Below are 803 nucleotides of genomic sequence, written 5' to 3'. Positions count from 1 at the left end.
GCGCTCCTAAGCCGCATGAAGTTCCGACAGCTTGTTGTAGGAAGCACAAAAATAAGAACGCTTTAGCAAACAAGACGCAGCACTGAAAGCATCGCCCAAGATACTGATATTAGACTCTCAGGGCCTACTCAGTTTGATCTAACAGCGATGGAAGACATTAAGAGAGTGCCGGTCATCATCGCTTTATCGCTTTCCAGACAACGGTACTTGGTTGCTTGAAGGGCGACGTTTGCGCGCGACATTTAGGGAGGGACATGAAATGGGCATCACTGCAAACTTGCACTATGACCCGGATGACAAGGTAGTCAGCACATTATATCTGAAACTTTTAATCCGTCTGATCAAGCAACACTATCCAGATTCCTGTGCAAGCAAGGCTGACACTTGCCCAGCGACGAGACATCCGATTGAGCAAGACGCACGCATCAGCTTTCGAACGCTTGCAGCAGAATTTTTAACACGACTAAAGCCACAGAATGCGGGTATTGGATTCTGTTATGGAGAGAAACTAAGCCTGATTGCAGCCGATGCGCTTGGGCAATTGGTGATGTCGAGCGCAACGCTCCAAGAAGCCGTTACGCATTTAAAGCAATTCCGTTTACTGCTGGGCATCCCCTTTGATTTTGAACTTGAAATGCCAGCCTCGGTCGCGAACGCATCCGTCTCCGCTAACTTTTATGCTCTGTATTGCGCACGATACCCTGCCCCACTCAACTGGTTTATTAGCGAGGCACTATTCAGTGCCTTGCAACAACAGGCCTGCTGGATAACTGGTCGAGAGCTCTCTTATTCACGGCTTCATT

Annotated in this window: 1 protein-coding gene; it reads left to right on the top strand. The window is 48.6% G+C overall.

The window, feature by feature from the left end; translation table 11 throughout:
* Positions 1–259 precede the first annotated feature (259 nt).
* On the top strand, positions 260–803 hold a 544-nt coding region (locus tag A3750_RS16090; protein WP_156498649.1), incomplete at its 3' end, for an AraC family transcriptional regulator ligand-binding domain-containing protein.

This window comes from Oleiphilus sp. HI0079 (assembly GCF_001635105.1).
Note: the sequence above shows the minus strand (reverse complement) of the source record. Positions and strands in the feature narration are given on the sequence as shown.